We start from the raw sequence: 20,697 nt of genomic DNA on the forward strand, positions 1-20,697 counted from the left end.
CATGACCCCCCTGCTCGAAGTGCGCGGGATCGACAAGAGTTTCGGGCCCGTGCAGGTCCTGCACGACGTCGCGTTCTCCGCCCATGCGGGCGAGGTCACCGCGCTGGTCGGCGACAACGGCGCCGGCAAGTCGACGCTCGTCAAGTGCGTCGGCGGCATCTATCCGATCGACTCGGGCGAGATCGTCTTCGACGGCCGCCCGGTCCAGGTGCACGGCCCGCGCGACGCGGGCGAGCTCGGCATCGAAATCGTCTACCAGGACCTGGCGCTCTGCGACAACCTCGACATCGTCCAGAACATGTTCCTGGGCCGCGAGCGCCGCCGGGGCCTCGTGCTCGACGAGGCGTCGATGGAGGAGCTGGCCGAGCAGACGCTGAGCAGCCTGTCCGTGCGCACCGTCAAGTCGATCCGCCAGCAGGTCTCCAGCCTGTCCGGCGGCCAGCGGCAGACGGTCGCCATCGCCAAGGCCGTGCTGTGGAACAGCAAGGTCGTCATCCTCGACGAGCCGACCGCCGCGCTCGGCGTCGCCCAGACCGCCCAGGTGCTCGAACTGGTGCGCAGGCTCGCCGACAAGGGCCTGGCCGTCGTGCTCATCTCGCACAACATGAACGACGTGTTCGCCGTCTCCGACCAGATCGCGGCGCTCTACCTCGGCAGGATGGCCGCGCAGGTCAGGACCGCCGACGTGACGCACGCGCAGGTCGTCGAACTGATCACGTCCGGCCGCAGCGGAGACCTGGGGATCGTGTCATGAACAAGGTCAAGGAACTGCCCGGCGAGGCCATCGCCACCGCGGTGCAGGCCCCGTCGATCGGGCACAGCGTGCGCGCCTACGCCGAGCGCGTGCGCGGCGGCGACATGGGCGCGCTGCCGGCCGTGCTCGGCCTGGTCGTGCTCTGCACGGTCTTCGCGATCGCCCGCCCGTCCTTCCTCAGCCCGATCAACTTCGCCAACCTGTTCACGCAGGGCGCCGCGATCACGGTGATCGCGATGGGCCTGGTGTTCGTGCTGCTGCTGGGCGAGATCGACCTGTCGGCCGGGTTCGCCAGCGGCGTCTGCGCGGCGGTGCTCGCGGTGACGCTCACCTCGCTCGGCCTGCCGTGGTACGTGTGCGTGCTGGCCGCCGTCGCCACCGGGGCGGTCATCGGCGTCGTGCTCGGCTCGCTGGTGGCCAAGGTCGGCATCCCGTCGTTCGTGGTCACGCTGGCCGCCTTCCTCGCCTTCCAGGGCCTGGTGCTGGTGCTGGTCGACGAGGGCAAGAACATCTCGATCAGGGACGAGGTGATCGTCGCGATCGCCGGCCGCAACCTCCCGCCGTGGCTCGGCTGGGGGCTGTACGCGGCGTGCGTGGCGATCTACGCGGCCGTCCAGCTCGTCCGGGCCAGGCGGCGGGCCGGGCGCGGGCTGGTCGCCGACCCGCTGTCGCTGATCGCGGTCCGGGTCGGCTCGCTGGCGGTCATCGCGGGCCTGGCGGTGTACGTGCTCAACCTGGAGCGCAGCCGCAACCCGCTGATCACCTCGCTCACCGGCGTGCCGATCGTCGTCCCGGTGATCCTGGCGCTCCTGGTGCTGTGGACGTTCGTGCTGCGCCGTACCGCGTTCGGGCGGCACATCTACGCGGTCGGCGGCAACGCGGAGGCGGCCCGCAGGGCCGGCATCGCGGTGGACCGGATCAAGGTCAGCGCGTTCGTGATCTGCTCGGCCATGGCGGCGGTCGGCGGCGTCATCGCCGCCTCCCGGGCCAGTTCCGTCGACCCCAACACGGGCGGCAGCTCGGTGCTGCTGTACGCGGTCGGCGCGGCGGTGATCGGCGGCACGAGCCTGTTCGGCGGCAAGGGCCGGGTGGTCGACGCGATCCTCGGCGGCGCGGTCGTCGCGGTGATCGAGAACGGCATGGCCCTGATGGGTTACGGCTCCAGCGTGAAGTATCTGGTGACCGGATGCGTCCTGCTGCTGGCCGCGGGCGTGGACGCGCTGGCGCGCAAACGGGCGGCCTCCGCTGGTCTAAGGTGATCAGCGACTTCCACCCGTTGAAGGAACCTCAGACGATGCGTGCCGGCCCCTCGCAGGAGGACATCAGGCGCCACAATCTCGGCGCGCTGCTTCGCCATGTCCACCTGGGCGGGCCGATCTCGCGGGCCGAGCTGACCTCGCGGATGGGGCTCAACCGCAGCACGATCATGGCGCTCACCTCCGACCTGACGGCCGCCGGGCTGGTGCGCGAGGAGTTGCCGCGCGAGACGGGCCGCGCCGGCCGCCCGTCGCTGGTGGTGCGCCCGGAGTCGTCGCGGGTGTACGTGTTCGCCTTCGACGTGAGCCCCGACCGGCTCGCGGTGGCGCGGGTCGGCCTCGGCGGGCTCATCCTGGACCGCCGGGAGGTGGCGCGCGAGCGCGGGTCGCCGGCGCTGGGCGAGCTGGCGGGGGTGCTGGCCGGGTTCGCCCGCCAGATGCGCCGCCGCACCCGCGACGACACGGTCTGCGTGGGCGCCGCCGCCGCGGTGCCGGGCGGGGTGCGCAAGGCCGACGGCGTGGTCGCCTTCGGCCCCAACCTGGGGGTCGAGGAGGCGGTGCCGTTCGGCGAGGAGCTGGGCCGCAGGCTCGGCCTGGGCCTGCCCGTGAGCGTGGGCAACGACGCCAACCTGGCGGCGCTGGCCGAGCACAGCCGCGGGGTCGGCGCCGCCGTCAAGGACCTGATCTACCTGCACGGCGACGTCGGCATCGGCGGCGGCATCATCACCGGCGGCCACCTGCTCGGCGGCCACGACGGCTACGGCGGCGAGGTCGGCCACATCGTGGTCAACCCGGGCGGCCGGGCCTGCGGCTGCGGCTCGTACGGCTGCCTGGAGGCCGAGGTGGGGGAGCGGGCGCTGCTGGAGGCGGCCGGCCGGTTCCGCTCCGGCCAGCACGGCCGCGACGCGGTCCGGGCGGTGGTCGAGGCGGCCGACCGGGGCGACATCGTGGCGCAGGAGGCGCTCAAGCGGGTCGGCGACTGGCTCGGCCTGGGCATCGCCAACCTGGTCAACATCTTCAACCCGGAAATGGTGATCTTCGGCGGGATGCTGCGCGAGGTCTACCTCGGCTCGGCGGCCCAGGTGCGCAGCCGGCTGACCCTGCACGCGATGGCGCCGCAGCGCGAGCGGCTGCGGCTGCGGACCTCGTCCCTGGCCGACGACGCGACGCTCGTGGGCGCGGCCGAGCTGGCCTTCGCCCACGTGCTCGCCGACCCTCTCGAGGTGCTGGCCAGGGCCGGAAGTTAGGCGACGCGGGAGTTGGGCGCCGTCCAGGTGTTGCAGTAGCGTGCCGAGCCGCCGCTGTAGCCGCGGTTCTGCCAGTAGGCGAGGTTGCGCGGCTTGCCGTGGACCTTGCTCTCGTCGGCCTGCCGGATGGCGTCGACCCACTGGCCCCAGGTGATGCCCGGGTCGACCGAGTCGATCGTGGCGCTGTAGAAGACGCCGGCGAAGCACTCGGCCTGCATCTCCAGGCGGTGGCTGAGCGTCGTGCGGGCCTTGGCGCCGGCCCGCCAGTAGAGCCGGTTCTGCGCGTCCAGGATGCCGGTGAGCTCCTGCACGTGGTGGCCCCACTCGTGGGCGACGGAGTGCGCGATGTTCATCTTGAACGGGTCACGCAGGTCGCGCTTCTGGATCCGGATCGCGATCGTGCGCTGGGCCGGGCAGTACTGGGCGCCGTTCGTGGTGATCGTGCCGCACACCGAGCGGCTGCCGGAGGTGACGGACACCTTCGGCGGCGAGTAGCGCATCCCGGCGGCCTTGAACCGGGCGGCCCAGAAGCGGTTGGCGCACCTGGCCATGGCCCGGTGGAAGGTCTTGACGGAGGAGGTGCTGCCCTCGCGGATCTCGGGGATCGCGCAGGTCAGGGTGGAGGGGGTGCCCGACCGGTAGATCTTGTTCTTGGTCAGTACGGCCGGCAGCCCCGAGCTCGCGGACTTCGTCTCGGCGCTAGCCGTACCAGATAGGGCCAGACCCGCGATCATGCAGACAGAGGCTGCGATAAGGGGAGTACGCACGATCGCGGATACTAGACCAGTTCATGGTGTTTTTGGAGGGTTGTATGTGGCATTTGTCGCCAGAAGGTGCGGCCGCACCGCAGCAGTGCGGCCGCACGGACGAGCAGGATCAGGCGACGTAGCGGGACGAGACCCGCCAGGTGTTGCAGGAGCCCGGGGAGGCGGAGCTGAAGCCCCGCTTCATCCAGAACGCCTGCGACGGGCCCTTGCCGTGGTCGTTCTGTGCCCAGCCCTCGTGGCCGTGGTCGTGGAACCAGTCCACGATCTGCGCCCAGCGACCGGAGTCGACGGGCAGGGTGTCGCGCACCGAGCGCATGAAGACCGAGGAGAAGCACTCGGCCTGCAGCTCCGAGCGGCGCGAGAGCTGGAGCCTGGCGGAGCCGCTGGCGCGGTTGTAGGCCGGGCCGTAGTAGTTCCAGATCCCGGAGATCGCCTGCACGTGGTGGCCGTACTCGTGCGCCATCAGGCGGGCGATGCCGATCGGGTCGGGGTTGCGCAGCTGGGTCTTGGTGATGAGCATGTACATCGTGCGGTTGGACGAGCAGTAGTAGCCGTCCGCGCCGCCGACCCAGCGCCCGCAGGGGCTGCTGAGCTTACGGGTGGTGATGCGCAGCCGCGGCTTGCTGAACGACAGGCGGGCCTTGCGGAACTGCGAGGCCCACGACTTGTTCAGGCAGTTGGTGACCCGGCTGAGGAAGCGCTTGTAGGCCGCCGTGCTGCCCCGGGGCAGGCTGCCGGGACGGCAGTTGGACGAGGCCAGCCGGCCCGTCTTGTACAGCGGGTTGTGCGTGGCGGCCGCCTTGCCCCGGGGGACGGCGGTCGTCGTCTGCTGCTGCTGAGCCTGCGTGACCTGTGCGACGTTCTGTGCTGCTGCCTTGGCAGTGTTCGCCTCGGCGACCGCCGTCCCCGCGCCCGCCAGGGAGACGATCACCCCGGCAGCCAGCAGTGACGACAGTTTCTTCATGGGGAGAGTGTTCATAGTGAGGGAAAGACTAGGTCAAGTTCTGACAAATGTGGGCGCATTTGACTCGATGAGGTCAGCGTGTCGTCCGCGAACTAGACTCCTTGCGTCGGCGTACAAGACCAGAGGGGAGTCTGATCCGTGAGCGGGTTGCTGGACTCAGTCAAGGGACCGCACGACGTCAAGAGGCTCGCTGCCGAGGAGCTGCCGCGGCTGGCGGGTGAGGTGCGGGACCTGCTCGTCGACTCGTGCGCGAAGTTCGGCGGGCACCTGGGGCCCAACCTGGGGGTGGTGGAGCTGACCATCGCCATCCACCGCGTCTTCGACTCCCCCCGCGACCCGGTCGTGTGGGACACCGGGCACCAGGGCTACGTGCACAAGCTGCTGACCGGCAGGGCCGCCGGGTTCGACGCGCTCAAGCAGGAGGGCGGCCTGTCGGGCTACCCGAGCCGGGCCGAGTCCGAGCACGACTTCGTCGAGAACTCCCACGCCTCGACCGCGCTGTCCTACGCCGACGGCCTGGCCAAGGCGTTCAAGCTGCGCGGCGAGCACGACCGCACGGTCGTCGCGGTGATCGGCGACGGCGCCCTGACCGGCGGCATGGCCTGGGAGGCGCTCAACAACATCGCCGGGGCCAAGGACCTGCCGATCGTCATCGTCGTCAACGACAACGGCCGCTCCTACTCGCCGACCATCGGCGGGCTCGCCTCCCACCTGTCGTCGCTGCGCGTCAACCGCCGCTACGAGGACATGCTGGAGTACGTCAAGGGCAAGATCGGGAACGTTCCCGTGCTCTACGACGCCCTGCACGGCATCAAGAAGGGCGTCAAGGACGTCATCGCCCCGCAGGCCATGTTCGAGGACCTCGGCCTGAAATACGTCGGCCCCATCGACGGCCACGACGAGCAGGCCATGGAGGCGGCCCTGCGCAAGGCCCGCGGCTTCCGCGGCCCGGTCATCGTGCACGCCCTCACCCAGAAGGGCCGCGGCTACAGCCCCGCCGAGAACCACGACGAGGACCAGTTCCACTCGCCCGGCGCCTTCGACCGCGCCACCGGCGCCGAGAAGCCCAAGGGCCGCATCTGGACCAACGTCTTCAGCGAGGAGCTGGTCCGGCTCGGCCACGAGCGCGACGACCTGGTGGCGATCACCGCGGCGATGCTCCACCCGACCGGCCTGGCCGCCTTCGCCGAGGCGTTCCCCGAGCGCATCTACGACGTCGGCATCGCCGAGCAGCACGCCCTCACCAGCGCCGCCGGCCTGGCCCTCGGCGGCATGCACCCGGTGGTCGCCGTCTACGCCACCTTCCTCAACCGCGCCTTCGACCAGCTCCTGATGGACGTGGCGCTGCACCGGCTGCCGGTCACCGTGGTGCTCGACCGGGCGGGCGTCACCGGCGACGACGGCGCCAGCCACAACGGCATGTGGGACCTGTCGATCCTCCAGGTGGTGCCCGGCCTGCGGGTCGCCGTGCCGCGCGACGGCAGGCGGCTCACCGAGCTGCTGCGCGAGGCGGTGGCCGTCTCCGACGGGCCCACCGCGCTGCGCTTCCCCAAGGGCCCGGTCGCCGAGGCGATCGAGCCCGTCGGCAGCCTCGGCACGATGGACGTGCTGCGCGAGCCCGCCTCCGGCGAGCCCGACGTGCTCCTGGTCGGCGTCGGCCCGATGACGCAGGCGTGCATGGAGGCGGCGGTCCTGCTCGACGCGCAGGGCATCTCCTCGACCGTGGTCGACCCGCGCTGGGTCAAGCCGCTCGACGAGGCCCTCGTCGGCGCGGCGCAGGCGCACAAGCTCGTCGCCGTCGTCGAGGACAACGGCCGCGTGGGCGCCGTCGGCGACGCCGTCTCGCGCCTGCTGCGCGACGCCGACGTGGACGTGCCGGTGCGCTCCTACGGCATCCCGCAGGAGTTCCTCGACCACGCCAAGCGGGCCGCCATCCTCGGGCGGATCGGGCTCACCGGGCAGGACCTGGCCCGGCAGATCACCGAGGCCGTCGCCCGGCGCGGTTCCCCCGTGGTAAGCCCTTCGTAGCAGGCGGTTGATCATCCGCGGTGGGGGAAGGTCGCTCACCGTGGATATCTTTCGCACCAAGAGTGTCGAGCAGTCGATCCGCGACACCGAAGCCCCCGAGCACCAGCTCCGCAAGCGCCTGAACGCCGTGGACCTGACCGTCTTCGGCATCGGCGTGATCGTGGGCACCGGCATCTTCGTGCTGACCGGCCAGGTGGCCAAGGAGATGGCCGGTCCGGCCGTGGCGATCTCGTTCGTGGTCGCCGCGGTCGTCTGCGGCCTGGCGGCGCTGTGCTACGCCGAGTTCGCCTCCACGATCCCGGTGGCAGGCTCCGCCTACACCTTCGCCTTCGCCACGCTGGGCGAGTTCCCCGCCTGGATCATCGGCTGGGACCTGCTGCTGGAGATGGCCCTGGCCGCGGCCGTGGTCGCCGTCGGCTGGTCAGGCTACTTCGCCTCGCTGATGTCCTCGATCGGGATCGAGCTGCCCGCCTCGATCGCCGGGGACGAGCCGGTGGTCAACCTGCCCGCGATGATCATCGTGCTGATCCTCACCGGGGTCCTGATCGCCGGGATCAAGCTGTCCTCCCGGGTCAACCTGGCCATCGTGGTCATCAAGGTCGCCGTCATCCTGCTGGTGATCGTGGCCGGGCTGTTCTTCGTCAAGGCGGCCAACTACACGCCGTTCATCCCCGCGCCCGAGGCCACCCCGACCGTCGAGGGCGTCCAGGCGCCGCTGATCCAGGTGCTGTTCGGCATCACGCCCGTCGCCTTCGGCGTGCTCGGCGTCTTCTCCGCCGCCGCGATCGTGTTCTTCGCCTTCATCGGCTTCGACATCGTCGCCACCGCCGCCGAGGAGACCATCGAGCCGCAGCGCGACGTGCCGCGCGGCATCATCGGCTCACTGGCCATCTGCACGATCCTGTACGTCGCGGTCTCGCTCGTCGTGGTGGGCATGCAGCACTACACCGAGCTGAGCAGCAGCGCGCCCCTGGCCGACGCCTTCACCGCCGTCGGCCAGTCGTGGGCGGCCACGCTGATCAGCATCGGCGCGATCGCCGGCCTGACCACCGTGGTGATGATCCTCATGCTCGGCCAGACCCGGGTGCTGTTCGCGATGTGCCGCGACGGGCTGCTGCCCCGCCCGCTGGCCAAGGTCAACCCCAGGACCGGCACGCCCGCGCTGCTGACGGCGATCGTGGGCGCGGTGGCGGCGGTGCTGGCCGGGTTCATCTCGCTGGGCGCGCTGGCCGAGCTGGTCAACATCGGCACGCTGTTCGCGTTCGTCGTCGTCTCCGCCGGCGTGATCATCCTGCGCCGCACCCGGCCGGAGCTCGAACGCGCCTTCCGCGCGCCGGGCGTGCCGGTGCTGCCGATCCTGGCCGTGCTCGCCTGCCTCTACCTGATGCTCAACCTGCCCGTCGAGACGTGGCTGCGGTTCGTCATCTGGATGGTCATCGGCGCCGTGCTCTACTTCCTGTACGGCAGGCGCCACAGCAGGGCCCGGCAGGGCCTCTGACGGTCCGGGGGCGGGCGGCCACCCCCGGAAGGGGCGGTCAGAGCGTGAAGACCGCCCCGCCCGCCGCGCGCATCAGGCACGCGTTGCTGTAGACGCGGCCGAAGACGACGGGCTTGCCCCGCCACATGCCGGCCACGACGACCGCGTGCGGGCGCAGCTCCTTGGTGCAGACCTGGCCGGGCGAGGCCGCCAGCCTGGCCGGGTCGCCGCCCGCCTTGCGCAGCAGCCGGCAGGCCGCGCGCGGCGACGGGTGGGTGCCGCCGTCACGGTCGCAGGTCAGCGTGACGGCCTTGGTCTCGCCGCCCTTCTCCGCGACCAGGACGCGCAGCGCCGACCGCTGCTCCGGCCGCTGGTCCGATCGCAGGGCCGATCGCTGGTCCGAGTGCTGGTCCGATCGCGGGGCCGGATCCGCGAGCGCCGGAGCCGCCGCGGCGAACAGGAAGGCTCCGCTCAGCGCCAGCGCGCCGACCGCCTTCAACATGGTGTCTCCCTTCGTAGCGAGGGACCACACGCTACGACGGACAGTGACGGCCGTTGAGGAGGCCCGCCGGGCGGACCTCCTCAAAGACCAGGTCAAGCCGGGAGAGAGGCCACCCCCGGCGGCAGGAAGCGTGACCGCGAGTGACCGCTGCGGTCCAGGTACGGGGTGATGCCGCCCAGGTGGAACGGCCAGCCCGCGCCCAGGATCATGCACAGGTCGATGTCCTGCGGCGCGGCCACCACGCCCTCCTCCAGCATGAGCCGGATCTCCTCGGACAGCGCGCCGAGCACCCGCTCGCGCACCTGCTCGGCCGTGGACGGGCGGTCGCCGCCCGCGAAGAACGCCACCGCCTCGGGGTCGAGCGAGAAGTCCGCCCCGTACACGCCGGGCTTGCCGGAGGCGACGAGCTTGGCCAGGTTGGCCGAGACGCCGAACCGGTCCGGGAACGCCTCGTGCAGCGTCCCGGCCACGTGCATGCCGACGGCCGGGCCGACGAGCTGCAGCAGCGCGAACGGCGTCATCGGCAGCCCGAGGCCGTCCAGCGCGTGCTCGGCCGTCTCCAGCGGCGTGCCCTCGTCGACGGCGGTGATGACCTCGCCCATGAACCGGGTGAGCAGCCGGTTGACCACGAACGCCGGGGCGTCCTTGACCAGGACCGACGACTTCTTCAGCGACTTGCCGACGGCGAACGCGGTGGCCAGCGTGGCGTCGTCCGTCGCCGCGCCCCGGATGATCTCCAGCAGCGGCATGACCGCGACCGGGTTGAAGAAGTGGAAGCCGACCAGCCGCTCGGGGTGCTTCAGGTCCGCGCCCATCTCGGTCAGCGACAGCGACGAGGTGTTGGTGGCGAGCACGCACTCGGCCGAGACCACGGCCTCCACCTCGGCGAACACCTGCTTCTTGACCGCCAGGTCCTCGAAGACCGCCTCGATGACGAAGTCGGCGTCGGCGAAGGCGTCCTTGGTCAGCGACCCGGTCACCAGCGCCTTGAGCCGGTTGGCCTGGTCGCCGGAGATCCGGCCCTTGGCCAGCAGCTTGTCCACCTCGGCGTGCACGTACCCGACGCCCTTGTCCAGGCGCGCCTGGTCGAGGTCGGTCAGCACGACCGGGACCTCCAGGCGGCGGGCGAACAGCAGCGCCATCTGCGAGGCCATCAACCCGGCGCCGACGACGCCGACCTTGGTGACCTTGCGCGCCAGCGCCTTGTCGGGCGCGCCGGCCGGGCGCTTGGCCCGCCGCTGCACCAGGTCGAAGGCGTACAGGCCGGCCCGCAGCTCGTCGCTCATCAGCAGGTCGGCCAGCGCCTCGTCCTCGGCCGCGAAGCCCTCGTCGCGGGAGGCCGTACGGGCCAGCGCGATGAGGTCGAGCGCCCGGTAAGGGGCCGGGGAGGCGCCGTGCAGCTTCAGGTCGACCAGGAAGCGGGCGTCGGCGACCGTCTTGTCCCAGTCGCCCGCCGTGTGGTCGGGGCGCGACACCTGCTCGGCGCCCTGGAGCACGCGGGCGGCCCAGCGCAGCGACTCCTCCAGGAAGTCGGCGGGCTCGAACAGCGCGTCGGCCACGCCGAGCTCGTACGCCTGCGCGCCCTTGACCATGCGGTTCTGGCTCAGCGGGTTCTCGATGATCAGCTTGATCGCGTTGGCCGGGCCGACCAGGCGGGGGAGCAGCTGCGTGCCGCCCCAGCCCGGCACGAGGCCGAGGAAGCACTCGGGCAGCGCTACCGCCGGGACGCCGGAGGAGATCGTCCGGTAGGTGCAGTGCAGCGCGATCTCCAGGCCGCCGCCCATGGCCGCGCCGTTGACGAACGCGAACGACGGGATGCCCAGCTCGCCCAGCCGCCGGAACACGTGGTGGCCCAGCGCGCCGATGGCCAGCGCCTCCTCGCGGGAGGTCACCTGGGCCGCGCCCTTGAGGTCGGCGCCGACGCCGAAGATGAACGGCTTGCCGGTCACGCCCACCGCGACCAGGTCGGTGCGGGCGGCGATCTCCGACAGCGCGCCGTTGAGCGCGAACAGGCCGTGCGGGCCGAACGTGTTGGGCTTGGTGTGGTCGAAGCCGTTGTCGAGCGTGATGAGGGCCATCGTGCCCGCGCCGCCGGGCAGCTCGACGTCGCGGACGAGGGCCTTGGTCACCACCTCGTCGGCGTTGCGGTCGCTCAGCAGCGCGCGCCAGGTCTCGATGTCGCTCATGCCAGGTTCTCCCAGATCACGGTGCCGCCCATGCCCATGCCGACGCACATGGTGGTGATGCCGTAGCGCACGTCGGGGCGCTCGCCGAACTGGCGGGCGAGCTGCGTCATCAGCCGCACGCCCGAGGAGGCCAGCGGGTGGCCGAAGGCGATCGCGCCGCCGTAGGGGTTGACCCGGGGGTCGTCGTCGGCGATGCCGAAGTGCTCCAGGAACGCGAGGACCTGGACGGCGAACGCCTCGTTGATCTCGAACAGCCCGATATCCGAAATATCCAGACCTGCCAGGCGGAGGGCCCGCTCGGTCGACGGGATCGGGCCGACGCCCATCACCTCCGGGTCCACACCCGCGAACGCGTACGACACCAGCCGCATCTTCGCGCTCAGCCCCAGCTCCGCGGCCACGTCGGCGGCGGCGACCACACAGCCGGTGGCGCCGTCGTTGATGCCCGACGAGTTGCCCGCCGTCACGTTGCCGTGCGGCCGGAACGGCGTCTTCAGCCCGGCCAGCGCCTCCGCCGTGGTGCCCGGCCTGGGCGCCTCGTCCTGGACCGCCAGGCCCCAGCCCTTCTCGGCCGTGCGGATCGCCGTCGGCACCAGGTCGGGCTGGATCTTGCCGTCGGCGTACGCCTTGGCGACCTTCTCCTGCGACAGCACCGCGTAGGCGTCGGCGCGGTCCTTGGTGATCGACGGGTAGCGGTCGTGCAGGTTCTCCGCCGTCATGCCCATGACCAGGGCGCTCGGGTCGACCAGCTTCTCCGACAGGAACCTCGGGTTCGGGTCGACGCCCTCGCCCATCGGGTGACGGCCCATGTGCTCGACGCCGCCCGCGATGGCCACGTCGTAGGCGCCGAACGCGATGCCGCCCGCCACCGTGGTGACCGCGGTCATCGCGCCCGCGCACATGCGGTCGATCGCGTAACCGGGCACCGACTTGGGCAGGCCCGCCAGCACCGCGGCCGAACGGCCGATGGTCAGGCCCTGGTCGCCGATCTGGGTGGTCGCGGCGATCGCGACCTCGTCGACCCGCTCGGGCGGCAGGCCGGGGTTGCGCCGGATGAGCTCGCGGATGACGCGGACGACCAGGTCGTCGGCGCGGGTCTCCGCGTACAGCCCTTTCGGCCCCGACCTGCCGAAAGGCGTGCGCACGCCGTCGACGAACACGACGTCACGAGAGGAAGGCACGGATTCGCTCCTCGTTGCTGGACAGCTTCCTCGCCCATGCTACTCGCCAGTAACTACTCCGCAGACGAGCGTCGCGGCCAGCAGGGCGTGCACGGCGGCGACGTGCGGGTCCCACAGGTGCGCGCGGGCGCCGACCAGGGCCACGATCCCCGCGACGGCACAGGCCCACGACACCCGCCCCCACCCTCCCGTACGCGCCCCGCGCCCCGGATCCCACGGATCCCCCGGCACCTTCCCCGCCCACCCGGACGCCGCCCCCCGCCCACCCCGGCCCGCTCCCCCCGAACGCGACGCCACGCCGACGCGGGCGGGCCCGCTGCGGGGGGTGGCGTCCCGGTGGCGGGGAGCCGCCCACCGGCCCGACCGCCCTGTCCGCCCCATCCGGCCGGGCCTCGCCGCCCGCGTTTCGGCAGGCCCGCTCGGGGTGGCCGATGCCGACGGCGGCACCGCGCCGACGTGAGCAGGCCCGCTGCGGGGAGGCGCCCACGAGGCCGCGCGGCCGGGCTTTCGGGCGGTGGTCCACCAGGCTGCGAGGCAGGCGGTGGCGGTGGTGGCGACGGTGAGGGGGATGGTCAGGGCGCCGGCGGGGGCGGGGTGGCCGGCGGCGGTGAAGAGCTGGGGCACCGCGCAGGCGAGCAGGACGAGCACCGCCCAGCCGGCCGCCATTGCGAGGCGGCCGAGGGCGAGCCCGGGGGAGGGCGGGGCGGCGTACAGCTCGCTCTCGCGGCGGCGGACGGCGCGGGCCCGCACGCCCCAGACGGCCTGGGTGAGCGCCAGCGCGGGCGGCGCCCCGAGGGTGACGGCCAGGGCGAGCACGGCGAGCGGCAGCGTGTCCTGCCCGGCGGGAGCCCGTTCGGCGATGAGCTGGACGGCGCAGAGCAGCGCGATCGACGAGGTCAGCGCGATGCGGGCGGCCCGCCGTGCGGCGAGCGCCCGCGCGCGGAGGGCGGCCACGGAGGACGCGCCGGGAGGGGGCGCGATCTTGGTCGGGGGCATGGATGTCATGATGCGGGACAACGGTGTGTGACGTCCCGGATTCACCGAGTTCGCATGGAGCCCTAGGTTCATCGGCGATCATTTCGGGCGATGGCCCGTTTCTCAGTATGCTGCCCGATCTGATCATCTTCTGAGGGGCGCAGCGTGGGAAACGCGAACTCACGGACCGCCCGGCGGCTGACCCCGGCGGGCTGGGTGGGCGTCGTGCTGACCGGCGTGCTGGTGGTGGTCACGCTGTCGGCGTACGGCTACTACCGCAGCATCTACGGCGAGCTGAAGCAGTCCGATCTCACCGGTCAGCTCGGCACGGACCGCCCCCGGGAGACCGGCGCGCTGAACGTGCTGCTCATCGGCTCCGACTCGCGTGACGGCGACAACAAGAAGTACGGGGCGCTGTCGCAGGGCAAGGGCGAGCGCACCGACACGATCATGTTGCTGCACCTCTCGCCCGACCGGGACAAGGCCACCATGATCAGCTTCCCGCGTGACTCGATGGTCATGATGCCGGAGTGCGAGCTGCGCGGCGGCGGCGTCCGCCCGGCGGGGATCGGCCAGATCAACTCGGCGTTCAACGACGGCGGCGTGGCCTGCACGATCAAGACGCTCGAAGCGCTCACCGACATCCACATCAACCACTTCGTGAAGGTCGACTTCACCGGCTTCAAGGGCATCATCGACGCGATCAAGGGCATCGAGATCTGCCTGCCCAAGGCGGTCAACGACCCGCAGGCCAAGTTCGTGCTCGGGCCCGGCAAGCACGTCGTCAACGGCGAGCAGGCGCTCGGCTACGTGCGCACCCGTTACGCGCTCGGCGACGGCAGCGACCTGAGCCGCATCCAGCGCCAGCAGGTGTTCCTCACCAAGGTGATGGAGAAGGTCACCGACGGCGGCCTGCTCACCGACCCGATCGCGCTCGACGCGTTCCTGCGCGCCGGGATCAAGGCGGTGACCGTCGACAGCGAGCTCACGCCCGAGCGCATGCTGGAGATCGCCAACAGCGTCAGCGGCATGACGGCCAAGGAGCTCAAGGGCATCACGGTGCCCACCGAGCCGTACCCGGCGGACAAGAACCGGGTCCAGTTCAGCGAGCCCGCGGCGTCGGACTTCTTCAAGCGGGTGCGCGAGGACGTGGAGGTGACGGCGACCAAGGGCCCGGCCGCCCCCAGCTCCGCCCCGAAGGTGAAGAACGAGCAGGTGCGCGTCCAGGTGCTGAACGCCACCGGCGAGCAGGGCAAGGCCGGCGTCGTGGCCGAGGAGCTGGCCGCGCAGGGCTTCGTCGTGACCCATGTCGGCAACGCCGCCCCGGCGGACACCACCACGATCCGCTACGCCAAGAAGGACGCCGCCCAGGGCCCCGCGTACGCCGAGGCGGTGGCCGCCCGGCTGTCGAAGGACAAGCGCACCCCGGTGGCGGGCAAGGTCAGGCTGGTGTCCGCGGAGCCGTACAAGAGCGCCGCCACGCCGCCCCCCGGCCCGTCCGTCCAGCTCGTCATCGGCGCCGACTGGCCCGGCGTCCGGGTCGTGTCGACGATCCCCGACTCGCTCAAGGACAAGGTCGTCGACAGCTCCACGAACCCGTGCCTCTAGTCAGGCGGTGACGCCCGCGTCCACCGCGATCGCCGCCCCCGTGATCGACCGCCCGCCCTCGCCCACCAGGTGGGAGACGGTCGCGGCGATGTCGCCGGGGTCGCAGTAGCGGCCCAGCGCCGTGTAGGAGCGCTCGTCGTCGGCGTCCGGGCCGTCGGCCGGGTTCATCTCGGTGTCGGTGGAGCCGGGGTGCACGAGGTTGGCGGTGATGCCGCGCGGGCCGAGGTCGCGGGCCAGGCCTTTGGTGAGCCCGCTGAGTGCCGACTTGCTCATCGCGTAGAGGGTCCAGCCCGGGTACGGGACCCGCTCGGCCAGGCTGCTGCCGATCGTGACGATCCTGCCGCCCTCGGGCAGGTGCTTGGCCGCCGCCTGCGCCAGCACGAACGCCGCCCGCGCGTGCACGGCCAGCGTGCGGTCCACCTCGTCGAGTGTCACGTCCTCCAGAGGTCCGTACGGGGCGATGCCGGCGTTGCTGACCACCACGTCCAGCCTGCCGAACGCGGCCACCGTGTCCTCGACGGCGGCCACCAGGTCCTCGGCGCGCGCCGCCTCGGCCCGCAGGCTCAGGCCGCGCCGCCCGGCCGCCTCCACGTCCGCGACCACCTGCGCGGCCCTGCCGGCGGCCGAGGCGTACGTGATCGCCACGTCGAACCCGTCGGCGGCCAGGCGGTGCGCGATGGCCGCGCCGATGCCTCTGCTGCCACCGGTCACCAGAGCGACTCTCATCACTGCGTCTCCTTCTCAGTCAAGCGGAATCAGTTCCGCTTCAACAGTAAGCGGAATGTGTTCCGGATGGCAAGTGAGGGAAGATGAGGGGCGTGAGACGTGACGCGGCCCGCAACCGGGAGAGGATCCTCGACGCCGCGGCCGCCATCGTGGCCGCCGAAGGGGTCGCCGGGCTGTCGATGGCCGAGGTCGCCGCCGCCGCCGGGGTCGGGGTCGGCACCCTCTACCGCCGCTTCGGCGACCGGTCCGGGCTGGCGTACGCGCTCATCGACGAGCGCGAGCGGGAGTTCCAGGCGGCCTTCCTCGACGGGCCCCCGCCGCTCGGGCCGGGCGCCGAGCCGCGCGAGCGGGTCCGCGCCTTCCTGGCCGCGCTCGCCGACCGGACCGTGGAGCAACTCGACCTGCTGGTGATGGCCGAGACCGCCGGGCCGTACGCCCGGTTCGGGGGCGCGTACGACGCCTACCGCGCGCACCTGGCGCTGCTGATCGCGCGGCTGCGCCCCGACGCCGACGTCTACTGCCTGGCCGACGCGCTGCTGGCGCCGCTCGCCGCGCCGCTGCTGGCCCGGCAGGTGCGCGACCAGGGGGTGCCGATCGAGCGGGTCAAGGCCGCTCTGGACGTGCTCGCCGCCGGGCTCTGAGCCGTTCCGGGTCCGTACTGCGTGTGGCCGGTGATGTTGCCGGAGTGACCGAAGTTACGCAGCGTAGTTTTAGCGAAACAGGTGAAATTTCCGGACAAGTTGGGGTTGATTCTGTTAAGAAAGGTCGCGGTCCGTATTCGTACTAGAGAGGCTCAGCGTGGCGCGCGACGAGAACGACAAGTCCTATGAGGACGCGCAGGGGCGAGCGTTAAACCCCGAGCTGACCGGCGACGTGCTGTCCCCCCGCTGGAGCACCGAGGACACCGACGAGCAGCCGGCCATCCAGGTCTCGGGCAGCGAGACGTACGTCCTGCACGCCGACGGCGCCTCCGAGCGCATCGGCGGCGACCAGCCGGCGCCCGCCCCGTACGCGGGCGACGCCTTCAGCGACCCCGCGTACGCCGCCGACGCGCTCTACACCGGCGACGCGGCGAGCGGCCCGCACTACACGGGCGACGCCCCCAGCGGTCCCCACTACACGGGCGACGCCGACAGCGGCCCGCACTACACGGGTGACGCGGCGAGCGGCCCGCACTACACCGGCGACGCCGACAGCGGGCCGGTGGACCGCGACGACGCCGACGAGCCCCCGTACCTGCCGCTCGACCGCGGCTACGGCGAGGAGGCCGACGAGCCCAGGCGCGGCTTCCTCGGCTCCGGCTGGACCGACGGCTCCGGCGACGAGCACGACGGCGGCGAGCGCGAGGTGCGCCGCCGCACCCGGGTGCTGCTCGTCGCGGCGGCCGCCGTGGTCCTGGCCGGTGCGGCGGCCGGCTGGATGCTCACCGGCACGTCCTCCGACGACCCGTGCGCGGGCGGCAAGTGCGCCAGCGTCGGCGAGCTCAGCTCGCCCACCGCCCCGCAGGACGCCATTACGGACGTCCCGATCGGCGAAGCCACCGATACGGCCACGCCCGAACCCAGCGTCTCCCAGACCGTAACCCCCTCCCAGGAGCCGACCACGGCCCGGGTCCGCCCCACCCGCTCCCCGGCGATGGACGAGGCCCAGCCCACCCGCACCGCCCGGCAGTCGGCCAGGCCCACCACCCGCGCCACCCAGTCCCAGGTGCGCGAGATGAACGAGACCGGCGACGACCAGGTCCGGCCCCAGGTCGAGGAGAAGAAGCCCAAGCCGACCAAGGAGCCGACCCCCGAGGAGCAGCGGACCACCCAGCCCCCCGAGCCCACCGAGCAGCCGCAGCCGCAGCCGTCGGAGAGCAAGAAGGGCGGACTGCTGGACATCCTGTTCCCCTGGGCCTGACGAGCCCCGGCACGCGCGCTGTCATCCGGCGGCGAGGCGTGCGAGGATGCGGAGCCAGATGCCGGTCCGGCATACTGGAAATCGCTTTCCGGGAGGTCTCGTGGTCACGCTGGAGGACGTCGCCAAGCAGGCGGGCGTCTCGCTCGCGACCGCCTCGCGGGTGCTCAACGGCAGCACCCGCCAGGTCGGCGCGGCACTGCGGGCACGCGTCGAACGCGCCGCCGACGAACTGGGCTACCGCGCCAACATCGCCGCCCAGACGCTGGCGCGAGGGGCCGGCAACGTCATCGGCATCGTCGTCCACGACCTGACCGACCCGTACTTCGCCGCCCTCGCCGACGGCGCCATGCGCACCGCCGCCGGCGAACGGCTGCTCGTCATGGTCGGCACCACCCACCGCGACCCCGAGCAGGAGATCGCCTACGTGGCCACCCTGCACGCCCAGCGCGTCCGCGCCGTCCTCCTGGCCGGCTCCCGCGTCGCCGACGAACGCGTGACCGCGCGCCTCGCCGCCGAACTCGCCGCCTACCAGGCGAGCGGCGGCCGCGTCGCCTGCGTCGGCCAGGACCTCCTCGGCGTCGACACCGTCGCCCCCGCCAACCACGACGGCGCCGCCGCGCTCGCCCGCTCACTCGCCGGGCTCGGCCACACCCGCTTCGCCGTCCTCGCCGGGCCGCCGCACCTCATGACCGCCGCCGACCGGTGCGCCGGATTCGTCACCGCCGTCCGCGACCTCGGCCTCCCGGCGCCGCGCGTCGTCCACGGGCCCTTCGACCGCGACGGCGGCTACACCGCCGCCCAGGAGACGGGCGACGCCACCTGCGTCTTCGCCGTCAACGACGTGATGGCCGTCGGCGCCCTGGCCGCCTACCGCGAGCGCGGCATCCGCGTCCCCGACGACGTGTCCGTGGCGGGGTTCGACGACATCGTCACCCTGCGTGACCAGGTTCCCTCGCTCACCACCGTACGGCTGCCGCTCAAGGACATGGGAGCCCGGGCCCTCGAACTGGCCCTGAGCGGCGGGGACTCCCGCGTGGTGGAGAACGTCCCGGGCGAGGTGGTCCTCCGCGAAAGCGTCAAACCCCTCCCTTGACCCAACCCCGTACAGGTGAACGCCCACTTCCCAGAGAGCGCCTCTTTGGCGCAGGCCCTCCCAGTGGCTGCCACCGGAGGGGCCGGCCCCTCCCCGGGGGCGGGGGCGCCTTCGCTGGGGAGGGTCGGCGGCCCGAGGGGGCGCGAACCCCTCCGTGGGACCGCAGTCGGAGGGGGTGGCCCGTCCACGGGGGTGGCCAGTGTGGGAGAGGGCCGCAAGGCCCCCTCCGAGGAGCGGGTCGCCGTAGGTGGGGTGTTTCGTCCGGGGAAGGTCGGGCCGGGATGGGGTTCGGGGTCGTGAGTGAGGGTGAGGAGATGGCGATGCGGTTGGCGGTCAGCACGCTGGGGATGCCGGGGGCCGGGCTGGGGGAGGCGCTGGCGGTGGCGGGGCGGTTCGGGTGTGCGGGGGTGGAGCTGCGGCTGCATGAGGACACCGGGGTGCATGCCGGGCTGGGGGCGGGGGAGCGGCGGGAGGTGAGGCGGCGGGTGGCGGCGGCCGGGCTGGAGGTGTCGGCGCTGGCCGGGTACGTGCGGCTGTGCGAGCCGGGGGACGACGGGCCGGTGGTGGAGGCGCTGCTGAAGGATCTGAGGCTGGCTGCCGAGCTGGGAGCGGGCGGGGTGCGGGTGTTCCCGAGGGGGGACGATCCGGCGGTCGGGGCGCGGCGGCTGCGGGCGGTGGCCGGGGAGGCGGCGGCGCTCGGGGTCAAGGTGCTGGTGGAGACGCACGACCAGATGGCGACCGGGGCGGCCGTGGCGGCGCTGCTGAGGGAGGCCGGGGTGGCGCAGGCGGCGGCGTTGTGGGATCTGCTGCACCCGTGGCGCAACGGGGAGGAGCCGGCGGCGACGCTGGCGGCGCTGGCGCCGTATCTGGAGTACGTGCAGGTCAAGGACGCGGTGTCGGCTGCGGACACGACGCCGGTGGCGATGGGCGAGGGCGGGGTGCCGCTGGAGGAGGCGGGCGGGCTGCTGCGCGCGCACGGCTATCGCGGCTGGGTGTCGCTGGAGTGGGAGCGGACCTGGTATCCGCAGGTGGCCCCGGTGGAGGAGATCCTGCCGGGGGCCGCCGCCTGGGTGCGGCGATTCGGCGCTTAGATGGGGGGATGTCCGAGCTGAGAAACAAGGTGCTGGTCGTCGGGATGGACGGCCTGCGCTTCGATCGTGTCCTGGCCGTGCGGCCTCCCGTGCTGACCTCGCTGATGGCGTCCGGCGTGTACGGGACGAGCAGGCTTCCGTACGGTGAGCGGGAGGCGCCCCGTACGGAGTCGCCGGGGGAGGTCGTGCCGGAGCCGCATGAGGCGGCGCCGGGGACGATCCGGGCGCGCACCGACTCGGGGCCGGGGTGGTCGTCGATCGCCACCGGGGTGTGGCCCGACAAACATGGCGTCGTGGACAACGGGTTCAGCGGCCAGCAGTTCACGAAATATCCGGACTTCTTGACTCGGGCGCTCCACGCCCGCCCCGGCCTCACCACGGCCGCGCTGTTCTCCTGGGCGGCGCTGGACGAGCACGGCGCGTTCGGCCGCGACATCGGGACCCGGGTGGTGCTCGACGGGTTCGCCATGACGTTCGCCGCCGCCGACCGGGAGATCGCGGCCAAGGCCGAGCGCCTCCTGGCGGACGCCGGGCCGGACCTGACGTTCGTCTACCTGGGCGACACGGACGAGGTCGCCCACGACCTGGGCCCGCACGCCCCCGAGTACACGGCGGCGCTCCTCCTCCAGGACGCCGACCTGGGCCGGTTCCTGGACGCGGTGCGCGCCCGGCCGGGGTTCGCGGGCGAGCGCTGGACGGTGCTGGTCACCACGGACCACGGCCACGTCGACGAGGGCGGCCACGGCGGCACGTCCGACGAGGAGCGCACGGTCTTCGTCGCCGCCGCCCGGCTGGGCGAGGACCTGGGCGGGGCGGAGCTGCCCGAGGCGCGGCTGGTGGACGTGGCCCCGACGGCACTGGCGGAGCTGGGCGTGGAGCCGGACCCGGCCTGGGGGCTGGAAGGGCGATCAATTTTCATCACTTGTTGAATTTCTGCCGG

Annotated in this window: 18 protein-coding genes; 11 read left to right on the forward strand and 7 right to left on the reverse strand. The window is 72.4% G+C overall.

The features are described 5' to 3' along the window. Position 1 precedes the first annotated feature (1 nt). The 3 genes from ACBI99_RS09870 to ACBI99_RS09880 are packed head-to-tail and all read left to right on the forward strand — an operon-like array spanning position 2 to position 3,257. Positions 2-754, forward strand: coding sequence for an ATP-binding cassette domain-containing protein (locus tag ACBI99_RS09870; protein ID WP_357591538.1), 753 nt, complete (start codon positions 2-4; stop codon positions 752-754). Further along, on the forward strand, positions 751-2,013 hold the full coding sequence (locus ACBI99_RS09875) for an ABC transporter permease (protein WP_357591537.1): 1,263 nt from the start codon (positions 751-753) through the stop codon (positions 2,011-2,013). The genes ACBI99_RS09870 and ACBI99_RS09875 overlap by 4 nt, the downstream gene beginning before the upstream one ends. Before the next feature lie 35 nt (positions 2,014-2,048). Then, positions 2,049-3,257: an ROK family transcriptional regulator gene (locus ACBI99_RS09880; protein WP_357591535.1), complete on the forward strand. Its 1,209-nt coding sequence runs from the start codon at positions 2,049-2,051 to the stop codon at positions 3,255-3,257. Here ACBI99_RS09880 and ACBI99_RS09885 read toward each other — a convergent pair. Both ACBI99_RS09885 and ACBI99_RS09890 read right to left on the reverse strand, forming a co-directional pair. Further along, complete coding sequence (locus ACBI99_RS09885) at positions 3,254-3,991, reverse strand: neutral zinc metallopeptidase (protein ID WP_357591533.1); 738 nt, start codon at positions 3,989-3,991, stop codon at positions 3,254-3,256. The genes ACBI99_RS09880 and ACBI99_RS09885 overlap by 4 nt on opposite strands. 142 nt (positions 3,992-4,133) lie before the next feature. Beyond that, positions 4,134-4,988, reverse strand: coding sequence for a neutral zinc metallopeptidase (locus ACBI99_RS09890; protein ID WP_219507801.1), 855 nt, complete (start codon positions 4,986-4,988; stop codon positions 4,134-4,136). 147 nt (positions 4,989-5,135) lie between these two features. Here ACBI99_RS09890 and dxs point away from each other — a divergent pair, with 147 nt between their 5' ends. Together dxs and ACBI99_RS09900 are read left to right on the forward strand one after the other, a co-directional pair. Then, complete coding sequence (gene dxs / locus ACBI99_RS09895) at positions 5,136-7,016, forward strand: 1-deoxy-D-xylulose-5-phosphate synthase (protein ID WP_375072238.1); 1,881 nt, start codon at positions 5,136-5,138, stop codon at positions 7,014-7,016. Between the two features lie 40 nt (positions 7,017-7,056). Continuing rightward, positions 7,057-8,514, forward strand: a complete 1,458-nt coding sequence (locus ACBI99_RS09900) for an amino acid permease (protein WP_219507803.1) — start codon at positions 7,057-7,059, stop codon at positions 8,512-8,514. A 37-nt stretch (positions 8,515-8,551) separates the two neighbouring features. Here the strand turns inward: ACBI99_RS09900 and ACBI99_RS09905 are convergent, their stop codons facing one another. The 4 genes from ACBI99_RS09905 to ACBI99_RS09920 all read right to left on the reverse strand — a co-directional run bounded on the left by ACBI99_RS09905 (position 8,552) and on the right by ACBI99_RS09920 (position 13,358). After that, positions 8,552-8,995, reverse strand: a complete 444-nt coding sequence (locus ACBI99_RS09905; protein ID WP_375072138.1) for an SSI family serine proteinase inhibitor — start codon at positions 8,993-8,995, stop codon at positions 8,552-8,554. Positions 8,996-9,087: 92 nt separating this feature from the next. Beyond that, positions 9,088-11,181: a 3-hydroxyacyl-CoA dehydrogenase NAD-binding domain-containing protein gene (locus ACBI99_RS09910; RefSeq protein ID WP_219507807.1), complete on the reverse strand. Its 2,094-nt coding sequence runs from the start codon at positions 11,179-11,181 to the stop codon at positions 9,088-9,090. Beyond that, positions 11,178-12,341, reverse strand: a complete 1,164-nt coding sequence (locus ACBI99_RS09915; RefSeq protein ID WP_219507835.1) for an acetyl-CoA C-acyltransferase — start codon at positions 12,339-12,341, stop codon at positions 11,178-11,180. The genes ACBI99_RS09910 and ACBI99_RS09915 overlap by 4 nt, the downstream gene beginning before the upstream one ends. Before the next feature lie 60 nt (positions 12,342-12,401). After that, entirely contained in the window at positions 12,402-13,358 is a 957-nt protein-coding gene (locus tag ACBI99_RS09920; protein WP_375072139.1) for a hypothetical protein, read from the reverse strand. Positions 13,359-13,502: 144 nt separating this feature from the next. On the opposite strand from ACBI99_RS09920, the gene ACBI99_RS09925 reads away from it, so the two are divergent. Then, entirely contained in the window at positions 13,503-14,945 is a 1,443-nt protein-coding gene (locus ACBI99_RS09925) for an LCP family protein (protein ID WP_375072140.1), read from the forward strand. On the opposite strand, the gene ACBI99_RS09930 is transcribed toward ACBI99_RS09925, so the two are convergent. Next, complete coding sequence (locus tag ACBI99_RS09930; RefSeq protein ID WP_357591526.1) at positions 14,946-15,671, reverse strand: SDR family oxidoreductase; 726 nt, start codon at positions 15,669-15,671, stop codon at positions 14,946-14,948. Between the two features lie 83 nt (positions 15,672-15,754). On the opposite strand from ACBI99_RS09930, the gene ACBI99_RS09935 reads away from it, so the two are divergent. The 5 genes from ACBI99_RS09935 (at position 15,755) to ACBI99_RS09955 (ending at position 20,686) form a co-directional block, all read left to right on the forward strand. Next, complete coding sequence (locus ACBI99_RS09935) at positions 15,755-16,312, forward strand: TetR family transcriptional regulator (protein WP_219517995.1); 558 nt, start codon at positions 15,755-15,757, stop codon at positions 16,310-16,312. Between the two features lie 157 nt (positions 16,313-16,469). Next, the gene (locus ACBI99_RS09940; RefSeq protein ID WP_219517996.1) at positions 16,470-17,573 is read left to right on the forward strand and encodes a hypothetical protein; all 1,104 of its coding nucleotides are present in this window, start codon (positions 16,470-16,472) and stop codon (positions 17,571-17,573) included. Positions 17,574-17,673: 100 nt separating this feature from the next. Then, positions 17,674-18,666, forward strand: a complete 993-nt coding sequence (locus tag ACBI99_RS09945; RefSeq protein ID WP_364169202.1) for a LacI family DNA-binding transcriptional regulator — start codon at positions 17,674-17,676, stop codon at positions 18,664-18,666. Positions 18,667-18,980: 314 nt separating this feature from the next. Next, positions 18,981-19,757: a sugar phosphate isomerase/epimerase family protein gene (locus tag ACBI99_RS09950; RefSeq protein WP_375072141.1), complete on the forward strand. Its 777-nt coding sequence runs from the start codon at positions 18,981-18,983 to the stop codon at positions 19,755-19,757. Positions 19,758-19,765: 8 nt separating this feature from the next. Beyond that, entirely contained in the window at positions 19,766-20,686 is a 921-nt protein-coding gene (locus ACBI99_RS09955; RefSeq protein ID WP_375072142.1) for an alkaline phosphatase family protein, read from the forward strand. The last annotated feature ends 11 nt before the right edge of the window (positions 20,687-20,697 follow it).

The organism is Nonomuraea sp. ATR24 (assembly GCF_041950485.1).
Lineage (GTDB): Bacteria > Actinomycetota > Actinomycetes > Streptosporangiales > Streptosporangiaceae > Nonomuraea > Nonomuraea ceibae.

Bases quoted from the DNA above. Each gene is read 5' to 3' on its own strand.
- ACBI99_RS09875 (WP_357591537.1), top strand. From the start codon at position 751: ATGAACAAGGTCAAGGAACTGCCCGGCGAGGCCATCGCCACCGCGGTG.
- ACBI99_RS09930 (WP_357591526.1), bottom strand. From the start codon at position 15,671: ATGAGAGTCGCTCTGGTGACCGGTGGCAGCAGAGGCATCGGCGCGGCC.
- ACBI99_RS09885 (WP_357591533.1), bottom strand. From the start codon at position 3,991: ATGATCGCGGGTCTGGCCCTATCTGGTACGGCTAGCGCCGAGACGAAG.
- ACBI99_RS09870 (WP_357591538.1), top strand. From the start codon at position 2: ATGACCCCCCTGCTCGAAGTGCGCGGGATCGACAAGAGTTTCGGGCCC.
- ACBI99_RS09950 (WP_375072141.1), top strand. From the start codon at position 18,981: ATGGCGATGCGGTTGGCGGTCAGCACGCTGGGGATGCCGGGGGCCGGG.
- ACBI99_RS09935 (WP_219517995.1), top strand. From the start codon at position 15,755: ATGAGGGGCGTGAGACGTGACGCGGCCCGCAACCGGGAGAGGATCCTC.
- ACBI99_RS09905 (WP_375072138.1), bottom strand. From the start codon at position 8,995: ATGTTGAAGGCGGTCGGCGCGCTGGCGCTGAGCGGAGCCTTCCTGTTC.
- ACBI99_RS09890 (WP_219507801.1), bottom strand. From the start codon at position 4,988: ATGAAGAAACTGTCGTCACTGCTGGCTGCCGGGGTGATCGTCTCCCTG.
- ACBI99_RS09910 (WP_219507807.1), bottom strand. From the start codon at position 11,181: ATGAGCGACATCGAGACCTGGCGCGCGCTGCTGAGCGACCGCAACGCC.
- ACBI99_RS09955 (WP_375072142.1), top strand. From the start codon at position 19,766: ATGTCCGAGCTGAGAAACAAGGTGCTGGTCGTCGGGATGGACGGCCTG.
- ACBI99_RS09880 (WP_357591535.1), top strand. From the start codon at position 2,049: ATGCGTGCCGGCCCCTCGCAGGAGGACATCAGGCGCCACAATCTCGGC.
- ACBI99_RS09920 (WP_375072139.1), bottom strand. From the start codon at position 13,358: ATGCCCCCGACCAAGATCGCGCCCCCTCCCGGCGCGTCCTCCGTGGCC.